Raw genomic sequence first — 19198 nt, 5'->3', positions numbered from 1 at the left:
TGCCGGGTCGCAGAATCGGGCCCGTCATGTGACCTACTGCACAATATGTAATAGAGGAAATCCGTGGCAATGTTGAGGCCATGTCCGACCTCTTCGAAGATTATGCAGCAGCAGCCAGCCGAACCCCCGCGTTCGACGAAATGTTCGCTCCCGGCCAACTGGCCCGCAGCGAGTATAGCCAGGTGGCCGCCGCCCTCGACGAACTGAACCTCGCCGATGTCACTGCCCGCGCCGATTCAATGGCCCGCACCTTCCTCGATCGCGGAGTCACGTTCGACTATGCGGGGGAGGAGCGGCCGTTCCCGTTGGACATTGTGCCGCGCGTCATCTCCGGCACCGACTGGCAGGTTCTCGAGCAGGGGGTCACGCAGCGGGTTCGCGCGCTTGAAGCCTTCCTCAACGACGTCTACGACAAGATGTCAGTGGTGGCCGACGGAGTCATTCCCCGCCGCCTCATCACCTCCAGTGCCCACTTCCACCGGCAGGTGTCGGGCTTCGACCCCGCAGGCGGGGTACGGGTCCACATCTCAGGGATCGACGTCGTCCGAGACCAGGAGGGCACGTTCCGGGTCCTCGAAGACAACGTCCGCGTCCCGAGCGGGGTGAGCTACGTGCTGGAGAACCGGCGAGCCATGGCCAAGGGGCTGCCCGAGGCCTTCGGGCAGCAGCACATCCGGCCGGTCGAGGAGTACCCGCGGCGGCTCCTTGCAGCGCTCCGCAAGACGGCGCCGTCGTCGGCTGAAGACCCAACCGTGGTGGTCCTTACCCCCGGCGTGTTCAACTCCGCCTACTTCGAACACACGCTGCTTGCGGGCTTGATGGGCGTTGAGTTGGTGGAGGGCCGCGACCTGATTTGCCGCGGCAACCGCGTCTACATGCGCACCACCGCTGGCGAACAGCGCGTCGACGTCATCTACAAGCGGATCGACGACGAATTCCTCGATCCCCTGCACTTCCGCGCTGATTCAATGCTCGGCTGTCCCGGGCTGGTCAACGCGGCCCGCGCCGGCACAGTCACCATCGCCAATGCGCTGGGCAACGGGGTGGCCGACGACAAACTGGTCTACACCTACGTCCCCGACCTGATTCGGTACTACCTCGCCGAAGAACCCATCATCGCCAATGTTGACACCTACCGGCTGGAGGATCCGGCTGCCCGCGAAGAGGTACTGGACCGGCTGGATGAGCTGGTAGTCAAACCGGTGGACGGCTCCGGCGGCAAGGGTCTGGTCATCGGCCCCGACGCGTCGAAGGACGAGTTGGACGCGCTGCGGGAGCGGATTATCACTGATCCCCGCGGCTGGATTGCCCAGCCCGTCCTGCAGTTGTCAACGGTTCCCACCATGTCCGTCGGGCAGTTCAGCCCTCGCCATGTGGACCTGCGCCCGTTCGCCGTGAACGACGGCGACGATGTCTGGGTGCTCCCCGGCGGTCTGACCCGGGTGGCCATGAAGGAGGGGTCGCTGATTGTCAATTCGAGCCAAGGCGGCGGATCCAAGGACACCTGGGTGGTCGACGAACAGAACCAGGCGCCGGTGCGTCCGGTGATCGACACCGTTCGACGGCCGGTTCAGGAGCGGGTCTGGCCGATTGAGTCCGGGTGGCAGGACCGGCAACCTGAACAGCAACAGCAACAACTGGGGTCTGCCGATTGTCTAGCCGGGGCTGGCCGCCCGAATCATGGAGAGGAGACAGTCGATGCTTAGCCGGATCGCCGAATCGCTGTTCTGGATTGGTCGCTACGTGGAGCGGGCTGATGGGACCGCCCGTATTCTCGACGTCCACCTGGAGCGTCTGAACCAGATGCCGCGGGCCGAACAGCGGGACGTGTCCCGTCAGTTGCTGGGCGTCATGGGCAGCCGGGCAGACGGCGAAGAGCTTGAATTGTCTGACCTGTTGCAGTCGCTGGCCTACGACAGGACCAGTACCACCTCGATCGCCGGCGCTTTGGGCGCGGCACGGGAGAACGCCCGACGGGCACGGGAGACTGTGTCCGGCAGCGTCTGGGAGAGCCTCAATACGACGTGGTACGGCCTGACCCAGCACCGGAAGGATGTGGTGGGCACCTACCGGTTCTGCCACTGGGTGGTTGAACGCACGGCAATGATCCGTGGGTTGTCGGACACCACGATGAGCCATGACGAGAGCTGGCAGTTCCTGGTGCTGGGCCGCAGCCTCGAGCGGGCCGACATGACTGCGCGCATGCTCTCCACCCACGACGTGCACGCTGCTGGCATGTCCTGGGTCAACATGCTGCGTTGCGCCGGCGCGTACGAGTCCTTTTTGCGCACCCGCAGGGCATCGTTCGGGGACCAGCAGGCGGCAGAGTTCCTGCTGCTGGACCGGTTGTTCCCCCGCTCGATTGTGTACGCTCTCAGCGACGCCGAGAAGTGCCTGATTAACCTCAACCCTGCGTATCGCAGGGTCGGGTTCATCAACGATGCGAGCCGCATTGTGGGGCAGGCCAGGACGTTCCTTGAGTTCCACCAGACCGACGATCTGATGGCCGAGTTGCCCGAGCACATGGAACGCGTCCAGAAGGCCTGTGCGCAGGCTTCCGACGCGATCTCACGCACCTACTTTTCCCAGGCTGACGAACTGGCCTGGGTGGGAGAACTTTCATGACCCGCCTGCTCATAACCCATCGCACTGGCTACAACTACGTGCGCAAGGTCGCCCTGTCCTACAACGAAGCACGTATGACCCCACTGACCGATCCTCAGCAGGTGGTGTTGGAATCGACGCTGAAGGTGTCGCCGTCGAGCGCTGCCGTCTCGACGTACCGCGACTATTGGGGGACCCGGGTCACGGCTTTCGATATGCAAAGCGCCCACGAGGCACTCGAGGTCACTGCGGTCACCACGGTTGAGGTGAGCCGGATCGAGCGCATCACGGCAGAGGAAGAAGTGGTGACCTGGGAACGGCTGGGGTCCGACGACGTCATCAACGAGTTTGGGGACTGGCTCCCACAGACCAGCTTGACCGACCCCGACCCGGAGGTCAGCGCCAGAGCGCTGCAGCTGGCGACCGACTGCAATCCTCATCAGGCAGTGCACGCGATCTTCGACTGGATTAAGGAAGAGATGTCCTATGTGCAGGGTGTCACCGGGGTGCAAACCAATGCGCGGGAGGCCTGGGACACGCGTAAGGGGGTCTGCCAGGACCTCGCACATCTCGCTATCGGCGCGTTCCGTAGCATCGGCATCCCGGCCCGCTACATCTCCGGGTACCTGCATCCACGCAGCAGCGCTGGCATCGGGGAGACCGTCGCCGGACAGTCGCACGCCTGGGTGGAGTGGTGGGACGGCGAGTGGCGCGGCTGGGACCCGACCAACAGCGGACCGGTCAGCGATTTCCACGTGTCGGTGGCCCGCGGACGAGATTACAAGGACGTTTCGCCGCTGAAGGGCATTTTGTCCGGCGGCGGCGGGTCGACGCTCAACGTCAAGGTCGAGATCACCCGCGTCGCCTAGGACGCTGCTGATCTATTCGGGTGGTTTAAGGCGCGCCTCCGCGGATATCCGCGGATGTCGTTAAGGCTTGGGTCATGCAGGGTCGTGATGATGGTCAGCGTCAGCTTCTGGATGTCGATGGGCTGGCGGGGCATATGCTCCCGGCGGGGTCGGTGTTCGCGTTCCTCGCCGGGCACCGGCACACGTTGTTCCCGGATGACGCGTTCGAGGACCTGTTTCCCTCGGGGCGCGGCAGGCCGTCAATCCCGGCGGATGTGATCGCCTCGATCATGGTGTTGCAGACCCTGCACAACCTCTCGGACCGGGAAGCCGCTGACGCGGTCACCTTTGATCTGCGCTGGAAAGCTGCGTGCGGGTTCGCGCTGACGGAGACCTCGTTCCGCCCGACGGTGTTGACATATTGGCGGCGCCAACTCGCGGCTAGTAAGAGCCCGCACCGGATTTTCGTGGCAGTGACCGAGGTCATCGCGCAATCCGGGGCGTTGTCGGGGCGCAAGCGCCGGGCACTGGACTCGACGATCCTTGAGGACGCTGTCGCCCGTCAGGACACTGTCACCCAGCTCATCGCGCAGATCCGCCGGGTTGCCCGGGAAGTCCCGGACGCCGACGTGGTCGTGGCGGGTTTGACCGGACATGACGACTCGAAGCCGGGGAAACCTGACATCGCCGGGGATGACCGGGTTGCCCGGGACGACCTCGTCTCCAGGCTCGTCACGGACGCCCTGGCCCTGCTGGCGGCCATCGAGGTGGAGACGCTCACGGATGCGCAGCAGGAGATTGTGGCCTTGTTGGCGCTGGTCGCCGGGCAGGACGTGGAACCGGCGGAGGGCTCCGATGGCACCGACGGGCGGTGGAAAATCGCCCGCCGGGTCGCCCCGGACCGGGTCATCTCCACCGTCGATCCCGATGCCCGCCATGTGCATAAGAGCCGGCAGAAAAAGATCGACGGATTCAAGAGCCACATCGTGATCGAGCCCGACACGGGCCTGGTCACCGCGGCCGCCCTGACAAAGGCGGCCGGGCCGGAGAACAGCGACGCGGCCCGCGGCGCGGAACTCGTCGCCGCGGACACGAGCATCGGCAGCCAAAAGATCGATGTGCTCGGTGATTCCGCCTACGGCAGCGGGGAGCTCCTCGCCGACATCACGAAAGCCGGTCACACCCCGATCATCAAGCCCATGCCGCTGGGCCGGGCCATCCCGGGCGGGTTCAACGTCGATGACTTCACCATCGACGAGGATGCGAAGACCGCGACCTGCCCCGCGAAGATCACCCGCCCCATCAGCGCGAAAGGGCGGGTGAGTTTTGGCAGTTCCTGCAAGTCCTGCTCGCTCATGCAGCAGTGCACGACTGCACGCAACGGCAAAAAAATGACGATTCACCCGCACGACCGGCTCCGCCGCGAACACCGGGCCAGGGCTTCCGATCCGGAATTCCAAACCGTTTACCAGGCCGCCGCTGGCCACTGGCGGCCCCACGCGGACCTACGCGACCCCCACGCAGCCCAGCTCGACGGCACCACAACCGAATTTCGGCCACGCATCGGCGCGCGCTACGCCCAAAAACGGTGCAAAAAATGCCCCTCCGTGACTCGCAAAACCTCTCAAACCCACCTAAATCAGCACGCTCCTAGTACCGGGTCCTGACCACAGCCTGAGCGCAGTATCCCGTGCTCGCTGTGGGCGTAATTTGGCCTGGGTTGCAGCCTGTCTTTCCGGCCTTGAAATGTCGGAGGCGGGAGATGTGGTAGAGGTATGAAGCAGAAGGTCCGCACCGGAACTCATCGGTTTGCAGGCAACAGCCCAGCCACGTTGGTGGAGGTGGCTGGCCCAGAATCATTGGTGGGCATGTTGACGCCGCAAGGCTCCCGGGCACACGAGGCCGGGGGAGGACCTGATACTGCTGCGTTGTTGGTGGCGGTGGAGCGGTTGGCGTCGTGAGTCGCTGCCCGGCAGACGGAACTGGTTGCTGCCCTCCATGTTGAGGTGCAGGCCCAGGCCGCCGCCCTGGCTGCCTCGCGTAGCGGATCGGGTTCGCAGATTGGTAACGGGCTCGGCTTCACCCTTTCTGCCGAGGAATTGGCGCCGTTGCTGAATATTTCCGGCCGGGCAGCGCACCGGTTGCTGGGTCAGAGCCTGAACCTGGTCCTGGACCTCCCGAAAACCCTGCACTGCCTGGGCCGGGGAATGATTTCGGTCCGGCAAGCCCAGCTGATCGCCGACGAAGCGTTGTTCTTACCGGCCGAGGTGTTGCCTGGGTTCGAGGATCAGGTCCTGGCCCGCGGCGCGCATCTGACCCCGCCACGGTTGAGAGCGACCTGTCACCGGGTCCGGGAAAGACTGCATCCCGAATCGAGCACCACCCGCAAGGCCGCCGCAGCCTTGGACCGGCACGTGGAAGTGACCCCAGCCCACGACGGGATGGCCTGGCTCTCCGCGTATCTGCCCGCCGAGCAGGCCTGCGTCATCGAACACCGCCTGACCTTCACCGCACGGGCCCTGCAAAACCCGTCCGAATCCCGGACCCTCACCCAACTCAAGGCCGACGTCTTCAGCGACCTCCTCACCCACCACTGCCCACCCACCGAGAGCACTCACCACGACGACGCCGACGCTGATGGTGCTGGCGGTGCCGCTGACGGCCGCGCCGGCACTGGTGATACCGGTGGGGCTGGTGGTGGTGGTGGGTTGGTTGATCTGGCGTCGGTGAAGGGTGTGCAGCCGGTGGTGTTCGTGACCGTTCCGGTGCTGACCCTGCTCGGCGGCGATGGGCCGGCCGACCTCGAAGGGTACGGTCCGATCGACCCGGACACGGCACGCCAACTCGCCGCCCACGCCCCCGGATTCATCAGGATCCTCACCCACCCCGAAACCGGGACCGTGCTCAGCGTCGGCCGGGACCGCTACAAAGTCCCCCAAGGCCTGCGCACCACAATCCTGGTCAGGGATAAAACCTGCCTCCACCCGGGCTGCAACCGGCCCGCGCCGGCCTGCGATATCGACCACACGATCCCCTGGCACCAGGGCGGGACCACCAGCTACGACAACCTGGCAGCGCTCTGCCGACGCCACCATATGCTCAAAACCGAGGGCTACTGGCACTACGAACAACCCGAACCAGGGACCATCGCCGCCACCTCACTAACCGGCAAAAACTACACCACCCTGCCCCAACCACCACCCTTCTAACCTGGGGCAACGTGGGGCACCACCCGGTCAGATTCCGGCACAGAGTGCGCACGGGAAGCAGTAGCGCGGACGAAGCAAAAACTGGGAGGACTTTGAGCGGTGCGGACGCGGGTGCCAGGAGAGTAAAGCCGGTGAGGCCTACACGAACTCTCTAGCCCGGGAGGACTAGCTGTCCCTTGCTGAGGATGGTGAGGCCCGACTCGGTCACCGTGTATCCACGGCTGAGGTCCTGTTCCCGGTCAACACCGATCCGCGCACCGGCTGGCACCCTAACGTTCTTGTCGATAATCGCCCGCCGCACAATAGCTCCCGAACCGATTGAAACCTTGTCCATCAGGACCGACCCGGACACCGATGCGCCCTCGTCCACAAACACATCGGTGGCAACGATAGATCCCTGTACCTCGCCGCCGGAGACCACCGCGCCGTTCGAGACGATCGAGTCGTGGGCTACACCTGAGCCACCCGATGCACTACGGACGAATTTGGCCGGGGGAGAGACACTCTGCCGCGTATAGATAGGCCACTCCAGGTTGTACAGATTGAACAGCGGCAGGGGCGAGATCAGGTCCATGTTCGCGTCGTAGTACGAGTCAAGGGTTCCGACGTCGCGCCAATACTGCCGATCCCGGTCCGTCGACCCGGCGATGTCATTGGAAGTGAAGTCGTAAACCGCCGCATCCCCCCGCTCAACGAAAGAGGGGATGATGTCACCGCCCATGTCATGTTTGGTGTTCAGCCGGGCCGCATCTTCTTCGAGGGCGGCGACCAGCGCGTCGGCAGTGAATACATAATTGCCCATCGAGGCCAGGAAGCTGTTCGGGTCATCGGGAAGCCCCGGGGTGCTTTCAGGCTTCTCAACAAATCCGGAAATCCTGCCTTCACCGTCGGTCTGAATGACACCGAACTGGTCCACCAGGTTCATCGGCTGCCGCACCGCGGCAACACTTGCCGACGCACCGCTGGCAATGTGGGCAGTAACCATCTGCTCAAAGTCCATCCGGTAGACGTGGTCGGCGCCAATCACCACCACAATGTCGGGATTAGCGTCGTGGATCAGGTTCAACGACTGGTAGATGGCGTTGGCGCTGCCCAGGAACCAGCTCTTCCCGCGCCGCTGCTGCGCCGGGACCGACGCCACATACTGCTGCAGCTGGGTCGACATACGCCAGGTCTCGGAAATATGGCGGTCCAGGCTGTGGGACTTGTACTGCGTGAGCACCACAATTTCCAGATACCCGGAGTTGACGAGGTTCGACAAGGCAAAATCGATCAGCCGGTAGATGCCGCCGAACGGCACCGCAGGCTTCGCACGATCGGCCGTGAGCGGCATGAGTCGCTTTCCCTCGCCCCCAGCTAGGACAATCGCCAGTACCTTCTTCAATGCCACGAGTGGCCCCCTGCCATGGTGTTGCTCTTCATTGAGTTATTACCTCTTGATTGACTCACACTAGATGAGATGGCCGCGCTGCACTACGTTTGGAAACGTGCGTATAGACATTGTGACAAAAGAGTTCCCACCCGAGATCTACGGCGGCGCCGGCGTGCACGTCGCCGAGCTAAGCCGAGTGCTGGCCGGCCAGGTCGATTTGCGGGTTCACTGCTTCGGCGCGGAACGGGATCCTGATTATCACGGGGCAACCGTGAGCACCTACCGGCCACCCGTGGAATTGGAACGCTCCAACGCCGCTGTGCAGACCTTCGGCACTGATCTGGCGATCCTCGACGGGCTCGCTGGGTCGGATGTGGTCCACTCCCACACCTGGTATGCGAACATGGCCGGACATCTCGCGTCGCTTCTGCACGGGATGCCGCACGTGCTCAGCGCCCACAGCCTCGAACCGCTACGCCCGTGGAAGGCCGAGCAGCTCGGCGGCGGATACGCGCTGTCCTCGTGGGCCGAGCGGACCTCCTACGAGGCGGCCGCAGCGGTTATCGCCGTCTCGCATGGGATGCGCGCGGATATTCTGCGCAGCTACCCACAGGTTGACCCCGACAGGGTGCAGGTGGTGCACAACGGCATTGACGTGAGCCTCTGGGAGCGGGACGCCGACGACGACGCCGTCAGGAAGCTCGGCATCGACCCGGACCGCCCCAGCGTGGTGTTTGTGGGACGGAACACGCGCCAAAAAGGCGTTCCCTATTTACTGCGTGCCGCAGCGCTGCTGGAGCCTGGAGTGCAGCTGGTGCTGTGCCTTGGGGCGGCTGACACTCCCGAGTTGGCAGCCGAAACCGCCGGGCTGATCGCAGAACTGGAGGCCAGACGCGGGTCGGTGGTGCTGATCGAACGGATGCTGCCCCGCAACGAACTCATCCAGGTCCTCAGCACCGCAACGGTCTTCGCCTGCCCCTCCATCTACGAGCCGCTGGGCATTGTGAACCTGGAGGCAATGGCCTGCGGGGCGGCAGTAGTAGCCAGCGCCACCGGCGGCATCCCCGAGGTAGTGGACGACGGCGTGACCGGCACCCTCGTCCCGCTGGAACAGGTCACCGACGGGACCGGCATCCCGCTGGACCCTGAACGGTTCGTCAAGGACTTCGCCGCCGCCGTCAACGTCCTCGTCGCCGACCCGGCCCGGGCGCGCACCATGGGTGAGGCGGGACGCCGGCGGGCTGAAGAGCACTTCTCATGGGACTCAATCGCCGAGTCCACCCTTGAGGTCTACCGCTCGGTGATCCAGAAGGCCTGAGTTCACCGGCGCAGCAGTTCAGCTATAGACAACGACCACGGAGGACCGATCAGTGACCGAACACCCCAGCCCAGCTTCAGCCGACTCACCCAGCTCCCCGGACTCTCCCGATTCGGCGGCTAGCTCAGATTCTCCTGACGAGCCCGGCGTTCCCGAGTTGAACGAAACAGAGGTTGACGAGGCAGTGATGGACGAGTCAGCCGAGAACCCGGCGCTCGACGTCGGGCGGGTCATCACCCCCGTCGATGAGGAGAACGAGGAGGACGACCCGCGCCAGGGCTAGCTGCGCCCCTGGCCGCCGGCCTTGGCTTTACGGGCCAGTACTGTCTTCTCGTCGATCGGGAAGGTACCGCTGGCTCGCTGCTGCCGCGCGTACGCCATGGCCTCGTCCTGGCGTTCCTTTTCCGCTCCTGTAGCGATTGCCGCTTGCAAATGTTCAGGTCCGTAGCCGAACGAATCGACCAGGTCCACGGCGTGCGGCCGGATCTTCACGAGGAGACGGTTGATGTAGGGAGAGAGGGTTCTCGCACGCTGAGTGGAGAGCCGCCCATGCATGAGGTACCAGGCGAGGTTGCGTTCGATCAGGCACAGCCCAAACAGGTCCCGCACCCACGTGAGTACCTGCCTGGTCCCGGCGTCATCCACCCGGTGCAGCGCTGCGGTGAAGGCTTCCCACTGCAGCAGCTCCGCATGGGCCTTGGCCGTCTCAATCAGCTCGTGCTGATGTTCGTTGAACTTCCGGGCTGCCGCCTCCTGCGACAGTTTCCTGACCCCGCGGAGCTCGCCGGCCAGGTCAGCGACCATCGCTTCGACCCGGTCGGACAGCAGCTCGTGCTGGGTGTGTTCATCCCGCAGCGCGATAGCCGACTTACGTTCGGAGCCGCCGTCGACGACGGTCTGCACCGCCCGGCGCAGGCCCGACCGGTGCAGCGTCTTTTCGGCCCGCTGGGTGACCACGTAGCGGGCCAGCACTCCGAAGTCGACCCCACTGAATTCCTTGGCATAGTCGGCGAGAAGGCGTTTCGCCACCAGCTGCAGCAGAACGTTGTTGTCCCCTTCGAAGGTCGCGTAGACGTCCATGTCCGCGCGGAGGGACGTAAACCGGTTCTCGGTCAGGAACCCTGCACCGCCACACGCTTCCCTGCACTCCTGCAACGTGTCGAGCGCATGCCAGGTGGACAATGGCTTGAACGCGGCGGCGAGCGTTTCGAGATCCTGGCGGTCCTCGTCGGTATCGTGTGCACCGGAGAACACGTCGTCGAACTTCGCCAACAACTCTTCGTGGGCGAAGGACGCAGCGTAGGTGGCGGCAATGCGGGGGAGGAGCCTGCGCTGATGCTGCTGGTAGTCGAGCAGCACCTCCTCCTTGAGATCGGACCCGGCGTTAAACTGCCGGCGTTCCACCGAGTACTGCACAGCAGTTTTCAGGGCCAGCTTGGTGACAGCAACCGCGGCACCGTCAAGGGACACGCGGCCCTGCACCAGGGTGCCGAGCATGGTGAAAAAGCGGCGGCCGGGGGAAGCGATCGGCGAGGTGTAGACACCGTCGCTGTCGACGTCGCCGTATCGGTTGAGCAGGTTGGTGCGGGGGATCCGCACGTTGCTGAAGTGGAGCCGTCCATTGTCGATACCGTTGAGTCCACCCTTCAACCCGTCGTCCTCACCGCCGATGCCCGGCAGGAAGACACCATCAGCGTCACGCAGGTCAATGTAGAAGGCGTGCACCCCGTGGTTGACGCCGCCGGTGATGAGCTGGGCAAACAACACCGCCGCGCGGCCGTCGATGGCGGCGTTGCCGATGTAGTCCTTCCAGGCAGCACGGAAGGGGGTGTGGATCTCGAACTCATCGGTGTCCGGCTGGTAGACAGCAGTGGTGGCGATGCTCGCGACGTCGGAGCCGTGGCCCGTCTCGGTCATCGCGAAGCAGCCCGGGATCTCCATGTTCATGATGCCGGGAATCCAGGCCCGGTGATGTTCGGCGGTGCCCAGGTGAAGCACTGCGCTGCCGAAGAGACCCCACTGCACGCCGGCCTTGATCTGCAGCGACGGATCGGCGACGACCAGTTCCTCGAAGCCGGCGATGTTGGCTCCATGATCGTCGTTCCCGCCGAACTCCGCCGGAAAGGCGCGGTGTACCGCCTTGTTGTCGACCAGGTAGTGCAGCTGATCGAAGCACCGGTTCCGGTGCTCGGCGTTGGACTGGCCTTCGATCCGGTGTACTTCGGGGCGCCCTGCCAGCTCGCGGGCAACTCTCCGGGTGGCGGCCCACCGGCCGAGGAGGAGCTCGCCCAGCGCTTCGACGTCGACGACGGCGCGATCGTCATCCTTGATGGCGGCGGTCGCCGGTACCTTAAGTTCGGATCGCGTGGCGGTCTGTGTCATGGGGTGTCCTCCAGAGCGGATGTGGTGCTGTCGGGTGATGGAACGTGGTTGGCGATGCCCTCGAAAAGCCAGGTGGTGAGTTGTTCGCTGAGTTGGGCTTCAGTCGGTTTAGTGGGGCCGTCCGGTGTGGCGAGCCATAGCTCGCCGGCGGCCCGGATCATGCCGATCGCTGCCCGCGGCCACAGAAAGAGCGCCGGACCGCCGAACTGCCTGGCCTGCGGGTCGGAGGCAAGGAAGGACTTCATGGGGCTGGCGAGCATGGCGGTGACCGCCTCGATGAAGTGGCTGAGAAGCTCCGACGACTGGGGATCGGCAGGATTAGTGAGCGCGTCGGCAGCACCCAGCCGGGTGACAAAGGCGTAGACGTTGGGGGAGGTCTGGGCCATCTGCAGGTAAGCCGAAACCATGGCGTGAAGCCCCTCGCGGGGCGAGGCCGCCTGCCGTGCGGCGTCGAGCACCTTGTCTTGCATCTGGGCGATAACCACCTCGCCCATCGCCTGCTGCAACCCGGCCTTGTCACCAAAGTAGCGGTAGTACACCGATTTGGAGGTTCCGGCGGCTGTGGCAATCTCTTCCATCGATGCGCCGTAACCCAGCGAATGCACAGCGCGGCGGGCGGTTTTCACCAGCGCACGACGCCGTTTGTCGCGGTGCGCCTGCCAGCGACTGGAGCGCCCATCGCCTGCTGCCGCGCCGGGTAAGGCTGCGGGTCTGGGCACGGTGGCCTGCTTGTTCACGATACTCAGCGTATCAGGTACGCTGAGTATCGGTAACTCACCGTTTCGTGAAGGAGAATCACAGCATGGTCGACCAGGCAGCAGGCCAGCGCAGCGCGCAGCCTTCCACATCAGTCCGCAACGCGGTGGTCATTGGCGGGAACCGGATACCGTTCGCCCGATCCGGCGGTGCCTACGCGTACTCCTCCAACAAGGACATGCTGACGGCAGCCCTGGACGGCCTCGTGGCACGGTTTGGTCTTCAGGGTGAGCGGATCGGCGAGGTTGCTGCGGGCGCAGTGCTGAAGCACTCCCGCGATTTCAACCTGACCCGGGAAGCAGTGCTTGGTTCGGCGCTGGCGGCCGATACTCCCGCCTACGATGTGCAGCAGGCCTGTGCCACTGGCCTGGAGACCGTGATCGGCTTGGCCAACAAGATCAAGCTGGGCCAGATCGAATCGGGCATTGCTGGCGGCGTCGACTCCGCCTCGGACGCGCCCATCGCCGTGAGCGAGGGATTGCGCCGCGTCCTCCTTGACCTCTCGCGGGCGAAAACCGTCCCGCAAAAGCTCTCGATCCTTAGTCGCCTCCGCCCCAACGATTTGGCCCCCAATGCCCCGACTACCGGAGAGCCCCGCACCGGGCTGTCCATGGGCGAGCACCAGGCCATCACCACCGCCCACTGGGAAATCACCCGCGAAGCGCAGGATCAGCTCGCACTGAACAGCCACCACAAACTCGCCGCAGCGTACGAGCGGGGATTCTTCTCCGACCTGGTCACGCCGTACCGCGGAGTCACCCGGGACGCCAACGTCCGGGCTGATACCTCCCTGGAGAAACTGGCCAAGCTGAAACCCGTCTTCGGGAAGGGTCTCGCTGCCACAGCGACCATGACCGCCGGCAATTCGACGCCGCTGACCGACGGCGCCGCCACCGTGCTGCTTGGCTCGGAAGACTACGCACGACGGAACAACCTGCCCATGCTCGCTAACGTGGTGGACGCCGAGGCAGCTGCCGTGGATTTCGTCCACGGAGCCGAGGGCCTTTTGATGGCACCGGTCTACGCCATGCCCAGGATGCTGCAGCGCAACGGGCTGACCTTCGACGACTTCGACTTCGTTGAAATCCACGAAGCCTTCGCCGGCACCGTACTCAGTTCGCTGGCGGCCTGGGAGAACGAGGACTTCTGCCGGAACACCCTGGGACTCGACGGCGCCCTCGGAACCGTCGACCGCAGCAAGCTCAACGTCAATGGGTCCTCCCTTGCGGCGGGGCACCCGTTCGCGGCTACCGGCGGCCGGATCGTCGCGTCGCTGGCGAAGGCTCTCGCGGAGAAAGGCTCCGGCAGGGGACTCATCTCCGTTTGCGCCGCCGGCGGCATGGGCGTTGTCGCCATCCTGGAGGCACGCGAACAGTGACCGACACGTATCTCACCCTCGTAAACTCTGGTCCGGTCGGCCAGTTCGCCAAGAAGCTGGGCCTCCCACGTCCGGCGGTACTCCGTCGATACAGGCCCGGTGCGCCACTCGTTCCCGGTCCACTGTTGGTCCTCGGAACCGGCCCTGGAGCTGACAAGCTGGCCAGCCTGCTGCTGGACTGGAACCAGGACGTCCGCCGCCACGCCCGGCCAGGTGAGAAGCTCGGCGCCGTCGTGGTTGTGCTGGACACGGTCTCCCATCCGGGCGACCTCGCCGCTCCGGTCCTGGAACTCGGTCAGGCGCTCCGGCAACTGGCCCGCGGCGGACGGATCGTCACAGTTTCCCGCCCGGCCCGGGGATCCACCGCCCCCGCCGAAGCGGCGGCACGGCAGGCGATCGACGGAATCGTCAGATCAATTGGCCGTGAACTGCGAGCCGGGGCCACTGTCAACGGGATTTTGCTCCGCGACGATGGACCGGTTCAGTCCGTTGGCGGCGCCCTGCGGTTCCTGCTCTCAGGCAAAAGCGCCTTCGTCAACGGGCAGTTCATCACCGTCGGCGACAGCGCACAGGCCACCCCTCAGGACGAGGACCACCCGCTGGCCGGTCGGACCGCCGTCGTCACCGGCGCCGCCCGCGGGATTGGCGCTGAGATCGCCGCGGTCCTGAGCCGCGACGGTGCCCGGGTGGTGGTAGTCGACGTGCCGGCGGCCGGGGAACAGCTCGCCGCGGTGGCGAACCGGGTGGGAGCCACCGCCCTGCAACTGGATATCACCGCCGATGATGCTGCCGCGAGGATTCTCGAGCACGTGCAGCAGTATGGATCGCTTGACCTGCTGATCCACAATGCCGGGATCACCCGCGACAAGTTACTGGCCAACATGGACACCGCCCGGTGGGAATCGGTGCTGGCAGTCAATCTTGCCTCGCAGCTGCGGGTCAACGAGTCGGTGCTCGCTTCCGACGTCTTTTCGGCGTCGGGCCGGATCGTCTGTCTCGCCTCGACCAGCGGCATTGCCGGGAACCGGGGCCAATCCAACTATGCAGCTTCCAAGGCCGGAGTCATCGGCATGGTACGCAGCACCGGCGCAGCAGTCGAAGGCTCCGGGCGGACCATCAACGCGGTCGCTCCCGGGTTCATCGAAACGGAGATGACCGCGAGGATGCCATTCGCCACCCGGGAGGTGGCCCGGCGGCTGAGCAGCCTGCAGCAGGGCGGGAAGCCGATCGACGTCGCCGAGACCATAGCGTTCCTCTCGTCGCCCGCAGCGGCTGGCATCAACGGCGAGGTGCTCCGCGTCTGCGGGCAGTCTCTGGTGGGCGCGTGAGCGAGGTTGTCCTGGACACCGTTCCGGGACTGCCCGCACTGTACCGCAGCGCCCTGGTCGGCAGCGTCCCGCTGCCGTGGGCCAGCAGTCAGTCGCGCAAAAGCTCTGACACCCCTGGGCTGCCGTCCGTGCGCCACCGTGTTGCGGGAGTCCAACCGTCGGTGCCTGATTTGGCCCGCTTCCAGCGGCTCATCGGCGCTCCGGCGCATGATCTGCTCCCGTCAGGCTTCGTCCACTCCGTTGCCTTTCCGGTGGCGATGAGCATCATGGCGCGCCGCGACTTCCCGTTGCCGTTGCTCGGGATGATTCACTTGCGCAACTCTGTGGAACACCGGCGGGCGATTCATTTCAGCGAGACCCTCGACGTCTCCGCCTGGGCCGACCATCTTCGTCCACACCAGGCCGGGACACAGGTCGATCTCGTCACGGAGGTGACTGTCGACGGTGAGGCTGTGTGGACGGGACGCTCTACCTACCTGGCCAAAGGATCGTCTCTCGCTGGGGGAGCCAGTGTTCCAACGACGGACAGGGCTCACAAGGGGGAACGCGGCGTGTTCGTGGCGCCCTGCCTCACTGCCCGGTGGGACCTTCCCGCCAGTACTGGACGCAGCTACGCGGCGGTGTCGGGTGACTACAACCCGATTCATCTCACTGCCCTGACGGCCAAGGCCCTCGGTATGAAACGGGCCATCGCCCACGGCATGTACCTTGCCTCGCGCATGGTGCAGGAGAGCAAACCGGTGGGGGTAGAGTCCTTCGCGTGGAGCATCGACTTCCGGTCGCCGGTGCTGCTGCCCGCCCGGGTAACCCTCGCCGTCGAGCCTCAGCACCAGGCCGGGTCATGGCAGGGGGCGCAGATCACCGCCTGGAATGCCCGCCGCGGTCGCGAGCACTTCAGCGGCCGGCTCACCCGGCTGCCCAGCCAGAACTGACCATCGCACCACAGACTGCTCTCCTCACTCGACCGTGGGGAGGGCAGCAGGCGTCCTGAGCCGATGGTCCGGGCCTAAACTGTCATCATGAGCGAGAACGTACCCCTGCTGAACCGCGCCCGCACCCTTGACGCCGAGGATCCCCTGGCCGGGTACCGGTCACGGTTCGAGGGCCACGACGACCCCGACATCGTCGCCTACCTGGACGGCAACTCTCTGGGCCGACCCCTCACCGACACTCTCGGCCGGCTTGAGTCGTTTGTGCGGGAGCAGTGGGCCGGCCGGCTGATCCGTGGGTGGGACGAGGGCTGGCTTGAACTTCCGGAGCAGGTGGGTGACCTGATCGGGCGGGTGGCGCTCGGCGCCGCGTCAGGCCAATGCACGGTGGCTGACTCGACGAGCGTGCTGCTATACAAGCTGGCCCGGGCAGCGGTGGCTAGCCAGCCGGGCCGCACCGAAATAGTGGTCGACCGGGACAATTTCCCCACCGACCGGTTCATCATGGAGGGCATCGCCGCGGAGCGGGGTCTTCGGCTGCGCTGGGTTGAATTGCAGTACGACGGCGGTGCCACAGTTGCCGACGTCGCGGCAGCCGTTGGGCCGCAGACCGCCCTGGTGGTGCTCAGCCATGTGGCGTACCGGTCCGGGCATCTTGCCGATGTCCCGGCCATTACCGAGGTGGTGCACGACGCCGGTGCCCTGGTGCTGTGGGATCTGAGCCACTCGGTCGGATCGGTACCCGCCGAACTCGACGCGTGGAACGTTGACTACGCCACCGGCTGCAGCTACAAATATCTCAATGGCGGCCCGGGGGCGCCCGCCTGGGCCTACGTGGCGCAGCGCCATCTGAAGGATTTCCAGCAGCCCATCCAGGGGTGGCTTGGTAGTGCCGATCCGTTTGGAATGGGCTCGGACTTCGAGCCGGCTACCGGCATCCGTCGGATCGTTTCCGGTACCCCACCCATCATCGGAATGGTGGCGATGCAGGACATGCTGGGCCTGATCGGCGAGGTAGGCATGCCCGCCATCCGGAAGAAGTCCATCGCGCTGACCTCATTCGCGATCGAAGCGGTGGAGGAGCTGATGGCCGGGTGCGGCGTCGTCGTCGCCTCCCCCCGGGACCTCCGGCAGCGCGGCAGTCACCTGACGATTGACCATCCGGCGTTCCGTGATCTGGTTCCAGAGCTGTGGGCGAAGGGCGTCATCCCCGACTACCGCAACCCGGGGGGCATCCGGCTGGGGCTCTCCCCGCTGTCGACGTCGTTCGAGGAAACCTACCTCGGCATCGAGCGGATCGCCGAGCGTCTGCCCCGTCCCTGATCGCATCCGGTCATTCCCCCGAGTCGGAGTCTGCTATTCATCCCCAGAATCCGGGAACTCGGGCGCGCCTAATCGGCTTACGAGCACTCCCAGACAGAGGACCCCGATAAGAGAGTGGCGGTGCGGAGTACGACATTCCCCCGTGGATGCAATACCCGCCCCGGTTGGCCGGTGGAGGCAGGCTACCACCGAACATTCTCTCCTGCTACAGGACCTGCATTTCTGCTACCGGAACTGCAATAAGCCCTGGACTAGCCTTCGCATTCTGCGCAGTACTTAGCGCCATTTTTCTCGCGGGCGAGCTGGGTGCGATGCTTCACCAGGAAACAGGACATGCAGGTAAATTCGTCCTCCCGCTCCGGAATGACGGAGATCAGGAGTTCTTCCTCAAGAACCGCGCCGGGGAGATCGAAGCCCTCAGCGGTGTCACTTTCATCGGTATCGATGGTGGAGGACTGGGTGGTGGCGCTGCGCTGAGCCTGGATCGCCTCAAGCGATTCATTGACAGGCTGGTCTTCAGGCCTGACGCGGGGTTCGTCGTAGTCAGTTGCCATGCGGGGGTAGCTTCTCCTTCAGTTGTGTGATCAACCAGAGTACAGGGAGCGCCGGCTGTTATTAGCCGGCTTACGCTAATAGCGTCTAGCCGAGGCATTAAGTTCCGTCACTGGCTGCCGGATTTGCCCGGCTGGCTTGTTTCGCAAGGGTGGGTGCCGGGTACCGCGCCGGACGCTGCCAGCCGTCGAAGGCCGCCGTTTGACGCGAGGTGCTGGCCAGGACCCGGGCGTCAGGCCAAGGGAGGATCGTTCATCTGAATGTTCGTGGACTGCGGCTTCCCAGCTGAACTGACACGCCAGGTGATGCCTGCCCTCGGTGGTGGGATGGACGTCTGCGCTGCGCCGGGAAACAGGGAGGGCGCGACGACGGCGACCGGTGGCTCGTCCCGGTGCGGCCACCCCCGCCGTGGTCCTGCAGCCCGCCGACTGCACCGACCAGTTTCGCCGCCGTCGGGCAGATGATTAGGCTGGGCGGATGGCTACAGTTATTCTCGTGCGGCACGGCCGCACCACAGCGAATGCCTCCGGACTGTTGGCGGGACGGGCCGCAGGCGTCGGCCTGGACCAGGTCGGGCGGGACCAGGCGACCATCACCGGTGACCGGCTCGCGGCCGTCCCGGTAGTCGGAGTGGTGTCGAGTCCCCTGGAGCGCTGCCAGCAGACCGCCCAACTCATCCTCGACCGCCGATCCGGGGGGCCGCTCGCACCGGTGGATCTCGACCTTAATCTCACCGAGTGTGACTACGGCCAGTGGCAGGGCCGCACGCTCAGTGACCTCGCAACCGAGGATCTGTGGTCGGTGGTGCAATCACAGCCGTCTGCGGTCACCTTTCCGGGCGGCGAGTCCATGGCCGCGATGCAGGCGCGGTCGGTCGCAGCCATTCGACGTCACGATGCTGCCTTTGAGGCCGAACATGGGCCAGGGTCCGTGTGGGTGGCCGTAAGTCACGGCGACATCATCAAGTCGATCCTCGCCGACGCGCTCGGCATGCACCTTGACCTGTTCCAACGCATCAATGTGGGCCCCGCCTCGGTATCGATTGTGAGGTACGGCGCGAATCGACCGAGCGTCTACGCCACCAACACCGACGCCGGGGATCTGTCGTGGTTGGCCAGCAGTTCTCTCACGGGCGACGCGCCGGTGGGTGGCGGTGCAGGGCAACAGGCGCCACGAACCTGATACGCCTAAAATAGTTG

17 protein-coding genes are annotated in these 19198 nt (G+C 65.1%); 13 read left to right on the top strand and 4 right to left on the bottom strand.

Annotated features, from left to right (window positions below; genetic code table 11):
* The first annotated feature begins 80 nt into the window (after positions 1–80).
* The 6 genes from ACX80O_RS04000 to ACX80O_RS03975 all read left to right on the top strand — a co-directional run bounded on the left by ACX80O_RS04000 (position 81) and on the right by ACX80O_RS03975 (position 6661).
* A complete protein-coding gene (locus ACX80O_RS04000; RefSeq protein WP_459332615.1) occupies positions 81–1706 on the top strand; it encodes a circularly permuted type 2 ATP-grasp protein in 1626 nt (541 codons plus the stop codon).
* A complete protein-coding gene (locus tag ACX80O_RS03995; protein ID WP_459307327.1) occupies positions 1699–2625 on the top strand; it encodes an alpha-E domain-containing protein in 927 nt (308 codons plus the stop codon). The genes ACX80O_RS04000 and ACX80O_RS03995 overlap by 8 nt, the downstream gene beginning before the upstream one ends.
* Positions 2622–3473: a transglutaminase family protein gene (locus ACX80O_RS03990; protein ID WP_459307326.1), complete on the top strand. Its 852-nt coding sequence runs from the start codon at positions 2622–2624 to the stop codon at positions 3471–3473. The genes ACX80O_RS03995 and ACX80O_RS03990 overlap by 4 nt, the downstream gene beginning before the upstream one ends.
* Before the next feature lie 74 nt (positions 3474–3547).
* Complete coding sequence (locus ACX80O_RS03985) at positions 3548–5119, top strand: IS1182 family transposase (RefSeq protein WP_459332614.1); 1572 nt, start codon at positions 3548–3550, stop codon at positions 5117–5119.
* 108 nt (positions 5120–5227) lie between these two features.
* Positions 5228–5413, top strand: coding sequence for a hypothetical protein (locus ACX80O_RS03980; protein ID WP_459332613.1), 186 nt, complete (start codon positions 5228–5230; stop codon positions 5411–5413).
* Between the two features lie 45 nt (positions 5414–5458).
* Positions 5459–6661, top strand: a complete 1203-nt coding sequence (locus ACX80O_RS03975; protein WP_459332612.1) for an HNH endonuclease — start codon at positions 5459–5461, stop codon at positions 6659–6661.
* Positions 6662–6812: 151 nt separating this feature from the next.
* Here ACX80O_RS03975 and glgC read toward each other — a convergent pair whose 3' ends face one another.
* The gene (gene glgC / locus ACX80O_RS03970) at positions 6813–8051 is read right to left on the bottom strand and encodes a glucose-1-phosphate adenylyltransferase (RefSeq protein ID WP_459332611.1); all 1239 of its coding nucleotides are present in this window, start codon (positions 8049–8051) and stop codon (positions 6813–6815) included.
* 97 nt (positions 8052–8148) lie between these two features.
* Between glgC and glgA the strand changes: the two genes are divergently transcribed.
* Together glgA and ACX80O_RS03960 are read left to right on the top strand one after the other, a co-directional pair.
* Complete coding sequence (gene glgA, locus ACX80O_RS03965) at positions 8149–9351, top strand: glycogen synthase (RefSeq protein ID WP_459332610.1); 1203 nt, start codon at positions 8149–8151, stop codon at positions 9349–9351.
* Between the two features lie 52 nt (positions 9352–9403).
* Positions 9404–9634 carry a hypothetical protein gene (locus ACX80O_RS03960; protein ID WP_459332609.1) on the top strand — a complete coding sequence of 77 codons (231 nt, stop codon included), beginning with the start codon at positions 9404–9406 and terminating at the stop codon, positions 9632–9634.
* Here ACX80O_RS03960 and ACX80O_RS03955 read toward each other — a convergent pair.
* Together ACX80O_RS03955 and ACX80O_RS03950 are read right to left on the bottom strand one after the other, a co-directional pair.
* Positions 9631–11733 (bottom strand): acyl-CoA dehydrogenase family protein, encoded by a 2103-nt coding sequence (locus ACX80O_RS03955; protein WP_459332608.1) that lies wholly within the window; start codon positions 11731–11733, stop codon positions 9631–9633. The two genes, ACX80O_RS03960 and ACX80O_RS03955, sit on opposite strands and share 4 nt — an antisense overlap.
* Positions 11730–12470, bottom strand: coding sequence for a TetR/AcrR family transcriptional regulator (locus tag ACX80O_RS03950; protein ID WP_459307320.1), 741 nt, complete (start codon positions 12468–12470; stop codon positions 11730–11732). The genes ACX80O_RS03955 and ACX80O_RS03950 overlap by 4 nt, the downstream gene beginning before the upstream one ends.
* A 65-nt stretch (positions 12471–12535) precedes the next feature.
* On the opposite strand from ACX80O_RS03950, the gene ACX80O_RS03945 reads away from it, so the two are divergent.
* From ACX80O_RS03945 to ACX80O_RS03930, 4 genes are all read left to right on the top strand, one after another.
* On the top strand, positions 12536–13867 hold the full coding sequence (locus tag ACX80O_RS03945) for an acetyl-CoA C-acetyltransferase (protein ID WP_459307319.1): 1332 nt from the start codon (positions 12536–12538) through the stop codon (positions 13865–13867).
* The gene (locus ACX80O_RS03940) at positions 13864–15195 is read left to right on the top strand and encodes a 3-oxoacyl-ACP reductase (RefSeq protein WP_459332607.1); all 1332 of its coding nucleotides are present in this window, start codon (positions 13864–13866) and stop codon (positions 15193–15195) included. The genes ACX80O_RS03945 and ACX80O_RS03940 overlap by 4 nt, the downstream gene beginning before the upstream one ends.
* Entirely contained in the window at positions 15192–16127 is a 936-nt protein-coding gene (locus tag ACX80O_RS03935; protein WP_459332606.1) for a MaoC family dehydratase, read from the top strand. Before ACX80O_RS03940 ends, ACX80O_RS03935 begins: the two co-directional genes overlap by 4 nt.
* Before the next feature lie 87 nt (positions 16128–16214).
* A complete protein-coding gene (locus ACX80O_RS03930) occupies positions 16215–17447 on the top strand; it encodes a kynureninase (protein WP_459307316.1) in 1233 nt (410 codons plus the stop codon).
* A gap of 251 nt (positions 17448–17698) precedes the next feature.
* On the opposite strand, the gene ACX80O_RS03925 is transcribed toward ACX80O_RS03930, so the two are convergent.
* Positions 17699–18001: a DUF4193 domain-containing protein gene (locus tag ACX80O_RS03925; protein WP_196841484.1), complete on the bottom strand. Its 303-nt coding sequence runs from the start codon at positions 17999–18001 to the stop codon at positions 17699–17701.
* Positions 18002–18476: 475 nt separating this feature from the next.
* Between ACX80O_RS03925 and ACX80O_RS03920 the strand changes: the two genes are divergently transcribed.
* The gene (locus tag ACX80O_RS03920; protein ID WP_459307315.1) at positions 18477–19181 is read left to right on the top strand and encodes an Rv2135c family putative phosphatase; all 705 of its coding nucleotides are present in this window, start codon (positions 18477–18479) and stop codon (positions 19179–19181) included.
* Positions 19182–19198: the final 17 nt, after the last annotated feature.

The sequence above is a fragment of the Arthrobacter glycogeni genome, assembly GCF_054511155.1.
The sequence above is the reverse complement of the archived record's forward strand: the minus strand, read 5'-3'. Positions and strand labels throughout refer to the sequence as shown.

Excerpts from the sequence above, each read along its gene's own strand:
- ACX80O_RS04000 (WP_459332615.1), top strand. The coding sequence starts at position 81 with ATGTCCGACCTCTTCGAAGATTATGCAGCAGCAGCCAGCCGAACCCCC.
- ACX80O_RS03995 (WP_459307327.1), top strand. The coding sequence starts at position 1,699 with ATGCTTAGCCGGATCGCCGAATCGCTGTTCTGGATTGGTCGCTACGTG.
- ACX80O_RS03990 (WP_459307326.1), top strand. The coding sequence starts at position 2,622 with ATGACCCGCCTGCTCATAACCCATCGCACTGGCTACAACTACGTGCGC.
- ACX80O_RS03985 (WP_459332614.1), top strand. The coding sequence starts at position 3,548 with ATGCAGGGTCGTGATGATGGTCAGCGTCAGCTTCTGGATGTCGATGGG.
- ACX80O_RS03980 (WP_459332613.1), top strand. The coding sequence starts at position 5,228 with ATGAAGCAGAAGGTCCGCACCGGAACTCATCGGTTTGCAGGCAACAGC.
- ACX80O_RS03955 (WP_459332608.1), bottom strand. The coding sequence starts at position 11,733 with ATGACACAGACCGCCACGCGATCCGAACTTAAGGTACCGGCGACCGCC.
- ACX80O_RS03945 (WP_459307319.1), top strand. The coding sequence starts at position 12,536 with ATGGTCGACCAGGCAGCAGGCCAGCGCAGCGCGCAGCCTTCCACATCA.
- ACX80O_RS03930 (WP_459307316.1), top strand. The coding sequence starts at position 16,215 with ATGAGCGAGAACGTACCCCTGCTGAACCGCGCCCGCACCCTTGACGCC.
- ACX80O_RS03925 (WP_196841484.1), bottom strand. The coding sequence starts at position 18,001 with ATGGCAACTGACTACGACGAACCCCGCGTCAGGCCTGAAGACCAGCCT.
- ACX80O_RS03920 (WP_459307315.1), top strand. The coding sequence starts at position 18,477 with ATGGCTACAGTTATTCTCGTGCGGCACGGCCGCACCACAGCGAATGCC.